This window comes from Leisingera sp. ANG-M6 (assembly GCF_000813905.1).
Lineage (GTDB): Bacteria > Pseudomonadota > Alphaproteobacteria > Rhodobacterales > Rhodobacteraceae > Leisingera.
Genome location: NZ_JWLG01000014.1, coordinates 126,730 through 135,501 on the forward strand (window position 1 = coordinate 126,730; position 8,772 = coordinate 135,501).

The 8,772-nt window shown below is 62.4% G+C and carries 8 protein-coding genes and 1 pseudogene; 3 read left to right on the top strand and 6 right to left on the bottom strand.

Annotated elements, in window-relative coordinates; genetic code table 11:
- Nucleotides 1-10: 10 nt before the first annotated feature.
- Together RA24_RS12650 and RA24_RS12655 are read left to right on the top strand one after the other, a co-directional pair.
- Nucleotides 11-1,009: a glycosyltransferase family 2 protein gene (locus RA24_RS12650; RefSeq protein ID WP_019296435.1), complete on the top strand. Its 999-nt coding sequence runs from the start codon at nt 11-13 to the stop codon at nt 1,007-1,009.
- Nucleotides 1,006-1,995, top strand: a complete 990-nt coding sequence (locus RA24_RS12655; RefSeq protein ID WP_039191932.1) for a glycosyltransferase — start codon at nt 1,006-1,008, stop codon at nt 1,993-1,995. The genes RA24_RS12650 and RA24_RS12655 overlap by 4 nt, the downstream gene beginning before the upstream one ends.
- A gap of 4 nt (nt 1,996-1,999) precedes the next feature.
- Here the strand turns inward: RA24_RS12655 and RA24_RS12660 are convergent.
- Nucleotides 2,000-2,200 (bottom strand): annotated as a pseudogene (locus RA24_RS12660) (integrase); the annotation flags it as partial.
- A 131-nt stretch (nt 2,201-2,331) separates the two neighbouring features.
- Between RA24_RS12660 and RA24_RS22285 the strand changes: the two are divergent.
- The gene (locus RA24_RS22285; protein ID WP_152610591.1) at nt 2,332-2,523 is read left to right on the top strand and encodes a hypothetical protein; all 192 of its coding nucleotides are present in this window, start codon (nt 2,332-2,334) and stop codon (nt 2,521-2,523) included.
- Between the two features lie 125 nt (nt 2,524-2,648).
- On the opposite strand, the gene RA24_RS12665 is transcribed toward RA24_RS22285, so the two are convergent.
- The 5 genes from RA24_RS12665 to RA24_RS12685 all read right to left on the bottom strand — a co-directional run bounded on the left by RA24_RS12665 (nt 2,649) and on the right by RA24_RS12685 (nt 8,694).
- Nucleotides 2,649-2,942, bottom strand: a complete 294-nt coding sequence (locus tag RA24_RS12665) for a DUF1330 domain-containing protein (protein ID WP_019296438.1) — start codon at nt 2,940-2,942, stop codon at nt 2,649-2,651.
- A gap of 67 nt (nt 2,943-3,009) precedes the next feature.
- Nucleotides 3,010-4,500, bottom strand: a complete 1,491-nt coding sequence (locus RA24_RS12670; protein WP_039191935.1) for an NCS1 family nucleobase:cation symporter-1 — start codon at nt 4,498-4,500, stop codon at nt 3,010-3,012.
- Nucleotides 4,501-4,592: 92 nt separating this feature from the next.
- A complete protein-coding gene (hydA, locus tag RA24_RS12675; protein WP_039191938.1) occupies nt 4,593-6,053 on the bottom strand; it encodes a dihydropyrimidinase in 1,461 nt (486 codons plus the stop codon).
- Nucleotides 6,054-6,058: 5 nt separating this feature from the next.
- Entirely contained in the window at nt 6,059-7,309 is a 1,251-nt protein-coding gene (locus RA24_RS12680) for a Zn-dependent hydrolase (RefSeq protein WP_039191940.1), read from the bottom strand.
- Nucleotides 7,310-7,374: 65 nt separating this feature from the next.
- Entirely contained in the window at nt 7,375-8,694 is a 1,320-nt protein-coding gene (locus RA24_RS12685; RefSeq protein ID WP_039191943.1) for an aspartate aminotransferase family protein, read from the bottom strand.
- Nucleotides 8,695-8,772: the final 78 nt, after the last annotated feature.

Genomic DNA, 8,772 nt, shown 5'->3' on the forward strand with positions numbered 1-8,772 from the left:
GTTCACAACCATGGCCTTCACATCGATTGTCGTTCCCGCTTTCAATGCCGAGAAAACGCTCGCTGACACTCTTCTTTCCTTGCAGAGGCAAACCAGAACGGAGTTTGAGGTCATTGTGGTCAATGACGGCTCCACAGACACAACCGCCGCGATTGCCGCGGGCTTCTGCAGCGACCCGCGCTTTCGCGTGGTTCACCAGAAAAACCGCGGCCTTGCCGGAGCGCGCAACTCGGGTATTGCTGGCGCACAGGGCGATGTAGTGGCGTTTTGCGACGCAGACGACATGTGGGAGCCGGGAAAGCTGGCCCGCCATATCAGCCACCTGGATGCCAAGCCCCATGTAGGCATAAGCTATGCCGGATCTGCTTTCATCTCGGAAGATGGCGCCCTTACGGGCCAGGCGCAGCGGCCTCGGCTGCAGAACATCAATGCCAAGCACATTTTCAAGCGCAACCCGGTCGGCAACGGCTCTGCCGCCGTGATCCGGCGGGCTGTGTTTGACGAAATCGCCTTCCGGCCCCGGTCCGAGACCGGACGCGACTGGTATTTCGACGAGACTTTCCGCCAATCCGAGGACATCGAATGCTGGCTGCGGATTGCCTTGACGACCAACTGGGCGTTCGAAGGGATCCCGGGCCTGCTCACACGCTACCGGATCAATTCAGGCGGGCTTTCGGCGGCGACTGACCGCCAGCTTGCCGCCTGGGAACGGATGGTTCGCAAGCTGTCACAGATCAACCCCAAGTTTTTTGCGCAAGAAACAGATGTGGCGCGGGCATATCAGCTCCGCTACCTCAACCGGCGCGCCATCAGCGATCTGGACAGCCGCCGCGCAGTAGGTCTTGCCAGGGCGTGGCTTGCCTGCTCCCTGCGGCCGCTTTGGGAGGAGCCGTTGAAGTCCGGGGCAACCCTGGCGGCGACTGCGCTGCTTGCCGTGACCGGGCCGAAGGCTTTGCGAAAGACAATGAAACTGGCCGCACGGGCACACCGGAACGAGGCCATGTCATGACCGTTATCCGTGTAACCCACTTGGTTGATGACACCACTGCAGGCGGAGTGATGCGCGTCATCAGTCACATGATGACAACGCCTGATCTTACGCGCGAGGCTGATCACAGCTTGCTGGAGGTGAAACGGAACAGGCTTTGCATAGGGCGGGTGGAAGCGGATGTGATCGTTTCGCATCTTGCGATCAGCTGGCGCCTTCTCCCCTTGCTGGCCGCCTTGCGTGTCATGAACCCCACAGCACGGCTTGTTCATGTCGAGCACAGCTACACCAAGTGCTTCACAGCTCTAAATGTCAGGCGGAAACGGCGGTTCGGCGCTCTCCTCAAGCTTTCATATGCCCTGTTCCACGATGTCGTTGCCGTCAGTGCCGCGCAGGGGAAGTGGATGAGGGATGAGGGTTTCGTGCGGCCGGCCGCCCTGCATGTCATTCCCTCCTGCGTTGGTCTGTCTGCTTTCCGGGAACTGGCACCGCCAGAGGGCGCGGTAAAGACAATCGGTGCCATTGGGCGGCTGGAACCGCAGAAGGGATTTGATATCCTGATCAAGGCTTTCCGCGAACTCAGCGATCCCGGCATTGCCCTTCATATCTATGGTCAGGGGGCGGAGGAGACGTTGCTCCGCGACCTTGCCGCCGGCGATCACCGCATACATTTCAAAGGATTTGCCTCCGACCCGGTTGCGGCGATGGCTGACCTGGACGCCGTGGTAATGTCGTCGCGATGGGAAGCCTACGGGCTGGTTGCGATTGAAACCCTGGCAGCGGGACGCAGGCTGCTTGTCAGCAACGTCGATGGACTTACGGATCACTTGCCCCATGGAGCCGCACTGGTTGACGGCGCAGGAATTAAACCCTGGCAGAGCGCATTAGAAGAGCTTTTTGCAGCACCACCGCGCCCCCGCGGGCCAAGGCACGCTCACAACTACGAAAGTCATTTTTCCGACTGTTGGAAATCGCTGTTTTTGTCTCCTGTCATTGCTTCACAGTGAGGGTTTTCACCAGATCGCACCCGCGAAGCTTGCTATCAATTGCCACGTTGAACAGTGCTAGATCGCGCAGGTTGCCCGCCAGTTCGAGCCACGCGCGGATCGCCCAGACCTGTTTCGGCAACAGTGGCCGTTTCTGGCCGATGATCCGGCCCTTGTTCCAGGCTCTTCGTTTCGGGATGACAGCGGGAAGTTGGACTCTTGGCATAGTGCTCCCGCCAACCCCAGACATCATTACCGCGCTGACGATGTCATCGTACAAGCGGAGTGGATGCCTGTTCTCGGAAGTCATCCGAGAACACCATTTCTGCCGATGCATTCGGCGGCAGTGAGCCCAGCATGTACCTTGGATTTTCCCGCCGCGTGCGCTTGCAGCGCGGAAGTTGCGGCAACAGCGACAAACTTACCGCCGCATTGCGGCTGCGAAACATGCCGTTCATGTCGGGGGAAGAAAACCCGAAACTAAAAATTCATGCCACAAGACTCAAAGACCATACTCCGCCCGTCAGCAACCTCGGCCAAGGCAGCTGACGGTGTAAGTAAGCTAGCTGGGGGTACAGACAGCTCGGTACCCCGGGTCGCCCTTTTTAGAGAGGGTGGAAAACAGCAATTGCCTTCCACCTGGATATCAGGATGCCTTTGGTGAGCCTTTTCAGTCAGGCTTCAGCGCCTTCAACAATCACGATGTTGGCGATGCCCGCATCAATGCGGTGATTTTTTGCAGCTTGGTATTCAGACGAATTATAGCAGGCGAGCGCGGCCTCCAGCGTGTCGAACTCGATTACAACATTACGCAGATGGCCGTCGCCTTCGAGCTGCTCGCAGGTTCCACCGCGCGCCAGCACCCGCGCGTTGAACTTTCGGAAAGCCTCCGTCGCCCCGGCGGCATAAAGGGCATAGGGCTCGGGATCCGTCACCGTGACATGTGCAATCCAGTAGGCTTTGGGCATTGGGCATTCTTTCAGATTAATGTCTGCAGCACGCGCCGGAGCGGATTTTCCGCTCCGGAGCCTTGTCTTACCTGTTCAGGATCTTCGACAGCACCAGATAGGCGGCACCGGCCACGAACAGGCCCACGAACCAGGCATAGGTATAGATCGTGGCGAAGAAGTCCGAGGTACCGGCGGTGAGGCCAACACCTGCCAGGAAGCCCGGCAGGTTCGGCAGGATGCCGATCACCAGCGCCCAGACACCGGCCCAGTTGGTGCCGTTGCTGCCGGAGTAGATGCCGTTCATCTTGAACAGATCGGCCACTTCCAGCTTGGTCTTGCGCAGCAGGTAGTAGTCCGCCAGCATCACGCCCGCAATCGGACCCAAGAGCGCCGAATAGGCGATCAGCCAGCCGATGATGTGGTTCACCAGGATCCAGGGGAACATGGCAATGCCGATGCCCGCGGTGATGTAGCCGCCGCGCTTGAGGTTGATCTTGCTGGGCGCCAGGTTCGAGAACCCGTGTGCAGGTGCCACGACGTTAGCCGCCAGGTTGGTGGTCAGCGTCGCCACGATCAGCGCAAACAGCGCGATGATCACCGAAAATCCGCCCATCTTCTCGGACAGCTGGATCGGATCCCAGATCGCCTCGCCGTAGATCACTACAGTGGCCGAGGTCACGGCAGAGGCGATGAAGGCAAACAGCGCCATCGGAACCGGCAGGCCGACCAATTGGCCCAGCAGCTGGTCCTTCTGGCTGCGCGCGTGGCGGGTAAAGTCGGGAATGTTCAGCGCCAGGGTCGCCCAGAAGCCGATCATGCCGGTGAGGCTCGGCCAGAACACCACCCAGAACTGGCCTTCCTGCGGCTGGCCGGGATCAAAGGCGCTGGGGGTCGACAGCATCTCTCCGAAGCCGCCCGCGTTGACATAGGCCCAGGCCAGCAGTGCCAGCCCCATCGCCAGCAAGAACGGTGCCGCATAGGTCTCCAGCCAGCGGATCGACTCGGTGCCGTTTGCAATGAAGTAGAGATGCAGCGCCCAGAAGGCGAGGAAACAAATGAACTCGCCCGCGCTGATGCCCAGCACCGGCAGCGCCTCGCCCGCCAGCGCGCCGCCCGTGAGGGTGTTCAGGATCACAAAGATCGCCGAACCGCCAACCCAAGTTTGAATGCCGAACCAGCCGCAGGCAACGATACCGCGGGCCACCGCCGGAATCTTGGCGCCGCTGGGTCCGAAGGACGAGCGCAGAAGCACCGGAAAGGGTATGCCGTATTTGGTGCCCGCATGGCCAACCAGCACCATTGGGATCAGCACGATGGCATTGGCCGCCAGAATGGTCAGCACCGCCTGGTCCCAGCTCATGCCCGATCCGATCAGGTAGGAGGCCAGCAGATAGGTCGGGATACAGACCACCATGCCGACCCAAAGCGCGGCAATCGACAGCCAGTCCCAGGTGCGCTCCGCCGCCGTCGTCGGCAGCTGGTCTTCGTTATAGAGTTCGGGGTCGATCCCGGTCAGATCGGTCCGCGGCGGCGCCTCGGCACCGGATGCGGAAAACCCGCTGGTGATATCAGCCATTTTCAGTTTCCTCCCTGTTATTGGCTTACTGCCGCCCCGTCCTCCACAGGGCCGCAGATGCGAAAACCCCCGGCCTGTGCCGGGGGGCATGATCAGACGCAGGCCGGCATGTTTTCAGCCGAACGCACGACCTGGCGCGGTGCGGTCACCTCTTTCCACTTGGACAGCGCCTTGTTGACTTCGGGGAACGCGGGCCGGTCCACAAACCGCCCGTGGCCCGGGGTGGCGCAGACGATGCCGTCGTCCACCGCAACCTCGCCGCGGCTGAGCGTGTAGCGGGGCAGGCCGGTGACCTCGCGGCCAGAGAACACGTTGTATTCCACAACCGATTGCTGGGTTTCTGGAGAAATCACCTTGGATTTCTTGGGATCCCACACCACCAGGTCGGCGTCGGAGCCTTCCACAATCGCTCCTTTTCGCGGGTAGATATTGAGGATCTTGGCGATATTGGTGGAGGTGACGGCGACAAACTCGTTCGGAGTCAATCGGCCTGTATTCACTCCCTCGTTCCACAGGACCGGCATCCGGTCCTCAAGGCCCCCGGTGCCGTTCGGAATTTTGGTGAAGTCATCGATACCAAAGCGTTTCTGATCCACGGTAAATGCACAGTGGTCGGTCGCCACAACCTGCAGGGAGCCTGCCTGCAGACCGGCCCACAGGCTGTCCTGATGCGCCTTGTCGCGGAATGGCGGCGACATCACCCGCTGCGCAGCATGATCCCAGTTGGGGTGGCGGTATTCGCTTTCGTCCAGCACCAGATGCTGGATCAGCGGCTCGCCAAAGACCCGCATGCCCTTCTGGCGTGCCCGGCGGATCGCCTCATGCGCCTGTTCGCAGGAGGTATGCACGACATACAGCGGCACACCCGCCATGGCGGCGATCATGATAGCGCGGTTGGTGGCCTCGCCCTCAACCTCCGGCGGGCGCGACAGCCCATGCCCCTCCGGCCCGGTGATACCGTCGGCCAGCAGCTTCTGCTGCATGGTGGCCACCACATCGCCGTTTTCCGCATGCACCATCGGCAGCGCCCCCAGCGCGGCGCAGCGGCGGAACGAGTCGAACAGCTCGTCATCGTCCACCATCAGCGCACCCTTGTAGGCCATGAAGTGCTTGAAAGAGTTTATGCCGAGGTCCACGACCTGCTGCATCTCGTTGAACACCTGCTCGCTCCACCAGGTCACCGCCATGTGGAACGAATAGTCAGCACAGGCGCGCTTGGATTTGGCGTGCCAGGCCTCCAGCGCCGCCAGCATAGACTGGCCGGGGCTGGGCAAGCAGAAATCCACCACCATGGTGGTGCCGCCAGCGAGGCCCGCGCGGGTGCCGCTTTCAAAATCATCCGCCGAATGGGTGCCCATGAAGGGCATCTCCAGATGCACATGCGGGTCGATGCCGCCCGGCATGACATAACAGCCTTCGGCCTCCAGCACCCTGTCGCCGCTGAGGCCCGCGCCGATCTGCACGATTTTGCCATCCTCGATGGCGACATCAGCGGCATAGCTGCGGTCGGCGGCAACAATGGTGCCGCCCTTGATCACGGTTCTCTGGCTCATGCGGCTCACTCCACGATCTCTGCGGTTTCCAGCACGGCGTGCAGCAGCACATCCGTCCCCGCCGCCGCCCATTCGCGGCTGATTTCCTCGTCCTCGTTATGGCTCAGGCCGTCAACGCAGGGGCACATCACCATCGCGGTCGGCGCCACCTTGTTGATCCAGCAGGCATCATGCCCCGCGCCGGAGATGATGTTACGGTGCGAATAGCCCAGCTTCTCCGCCGCACGGCGCACAGCATCCACACAGCCCTTGTCAAAGGTGACCGGGTCGAAATGCCCTGCCCGTTCGATCTCCAGCCCCAGTTCCAGCTCCTCGGCAATCTTCGCCGCACCCTCGCGCAGGCGCTGCTCCATGTCGGTCTGGGTGTCAAAGCTGGGCGAACGGAAGTCGATGGTGAACACCACCTTGCCCGGAACAATGTTACGGCTGTTGGGGTAATAGTCGCAGTGGCCAACGGCACCGACAGCGTCGGGCTGGTGGCTCATCGCGATTTCATGCACCAGATCGGTGATCCGCGCCGCGCCAAGGCCCGCATTGCGGCGCATCGGCATCGGGGTGGAACCGGTGTGCGCCTCTTGCCCTGTCAGCGTCACCTGAAGCCAGTTCAGGCCCTGGCCGTGAGTGACGACACCAATGTCCTTGCCCTCGGCCTCCAGGATCGGGCCCTGCTCGATGTGCAATTCAAACATCGCGTGCATCTTGCGGCTGCCCACCGGCTCGTCGCCCTTGTAGCCGATCCGGGCCAGCTCCTCGCCGAATGTCTTGCCCTCGGCGTCCTTGCGCCCGTAGGCCCAGTCCTGGGTATGAACGCCGGCAAACACGCCGGAGGACAGCATCGCCGGGGCAAACCGCGTGCCCTCCTCGTTGGTCCAGTTCACAACCACGATGGGGCGGCGCGGAGTGATCCCCTGATCGCGGATCGAGCGCACCACCTCAAGCCCCGCCAGCACGCCCAGCACGCCATCGTATTTGCCGCCCGTCGGCTGGGTGTCCAGGTGGCTGCCCATCATCACCGGGTCCAGATCCGGCTCGGCGCCCTCAAGGCGGGCAAACATGTTGCCCATGCTGTCGACGCCCACCGTCATGCCGGCCTCTTCACACCAGCGCTTGAACAGGTCGCGGCCTTCCTTGTCGGCATCGGTCAACGTCTGGCGGTTGTTGCCACCGCGCACCCCCGGGCCCTTCTGCGCCATTTCCATAAGCGAATCCCACAGGCGGCTGCCATTGATGCGGGCGTTGCTTTGCACGTCTTTCATGTTGTCTCTCCCTTGGCGGCTGCCGGCCCCGCACGCTCCTCCGCGGCGGACCGGCAGCCGGTTGGTCACGCGATGAGCGACTCGGCCAGGATGCCGATCAGCTCGTCGATTTCAGATTTTTCGATGATCAGCGGCGGCGACATGGCAATGATGTCGCCGGTTGTGCGCAGATGCGCCCCCCTGTCCCAGGCCCGCAGATAGGTGTCAAAGGCGCGTTTGGTCGGCAGGCCCTCAACCGGCTCCAGCTCCACCGCGCCGACCAGGCCCGAGCAGCGGATGTCCTTCACATGCGGCAGCCCCTTCAGGCTGAACAGCGCTTCGGTCCAATAGCCTTCCAGCGCCGCCGCGCGCTCGAACAACTCCTCCTCGCGGTAGGTGTCCAGCGCCGCCAGCGCCGCCGCGCAGGCGACCGGGTTGCCCGAGTAGGTGTAGCCGTGGAACAGCTCGATCATGTGCTCGGGGCCGGTCATGAAGGCATCGTGGATCTCGCTGCTGATCATCACTGCGCCCATCGGAATGACACCATTGGTCAGCCCCTTGGCGGTGGTGATCATGTCCGGCTCGACGCCATAGTAATCCGCGCCAAACGCGCGGCCCAGGCGGCCATAGGCCGTGATCACCTCGTCGAAAATCAACAGGATGCCATGCTCGCGGGTGATCTCGCGCAGCCGCTCCAGGTACCCCTTCGGCGGCAGGATCACCCCGGCGGAACCCGCCATCGGCTCGACGATCACCGCGGCAATGGTTTCGGCCCCGTGCAGCTCGATCAGCCGCACCAGATCCTCCGCCAGCTCCGCGCCATGCTCCGGCTGGCCCTTGGTAAAGGCGTTGCGCTCCGGATCATGGGTGTGGCGCAGGTGGTCGACGCCGGTGAGCAGGCTGCCGAAATGGCGGCGGTTGTTGACGATGCCGCCGACCGAGATGCCGCCGAAATTGACCCCGTGATAGCCCTTCTCGCGCCCGATCAGCCGGGTGCGGCCCGGCTCGCCCTTGGCCTTGTGATAGGCCAGCGCGATCTTCAGCGCGGTCTCCACCGATTCCGAGCCTGAGTTGGTGAAAAACACATGGTTCAGATCCCCCGGCGCCAGGTCCGCCAGCCGGTTTGCCAGCTCAAAGGCCTTGGGGTGGCCCATCTGGAAGGCCGGCGCGTAATCCAGCTCCGCCACCTGCTTCTGCACTGCCTCGGTGATCCGCGGCGCGGCGTGGCCTGCGTTGACGCACCACAGGCCTGCGGTGCCATCCATCACCTTGCGGCCGTCGGTGGTGGTGTAAAACATCCCCTCCGCCCCGGCGATCATCCGCGGGTTCTCCTTGAAATGCCGGTTGGCGGTGAAGGGCATCCAATAGGCGCCAAGGTCGTTCTTGGGGGCCGGGGCAGCAGTCATGACGGTTGTTCCTTCTTGATAGATCTGCGGGGGTCAGGCGGCGGAGAGGCTGAGCAAGGTATCCAAGCTCTGCTTTGC

Excerpts from the sequence above, each read along its gene's own strand:
- RA24_RS12670 (WP_039191935.1), bottom strand. The coding sequence starts at position 4,500 with ATGGCTGATATCACCAGCGGGTTTTCCGCATCCGGTGCCGAGGCGCCG.
- hydA (WP_039191938.1), bottom strand. The coding sequence starts at position 6,053 with ATGAGCCAGAGAACCGTGATCAAGGGCGGCACCATTGTTGCCGCCGAC.
- RA24_RS12655 (WP_039191932.1), top strand. The coding sequence starts at position 1,006 with ATGACCGTTATCCGTGTAACCCACTTGGTTGATGACACCACTGCAGGC.
- RA24_RS12650 (WP_019296435.1), top strand. The coding sequence starts at position 11 with ATGGCCTTCACATCGATTGTCGTTCCCGCTTTCAATGCCGAGAAAACG.
- RA24_RS12680 (WP_039191940.1), bottom strand. The coding sequence starts at position 7,309 with ATGAAAGACGTGCAAAGCAACGCCCGCATCAATGGCAGCCGCCTGTGG.
- RA24_RS12665 (WP_019296438.1), bottom strand. The coding sequence starts at position 2,942 with ATGCCCAAAGCCTACTGGATTGCACATGTCACGGTGACGGATCCCGAG.
- RA24_RS12685 (WP_039191943.1), bottom strand. The coding sequence starts at position 8,694 with ATGACTGCTGCCCCGGCCCCCAAGAACGACCTTGGCGCCTATTGGATG.
- RA24_RS22285 (WP_152610591.1), top strand. The coding sequence starts at position 2,332 with ATGTACCTTGGATTTTCCCGCCGCGTGCGCTTGCAGCGCGGAAGTTGC.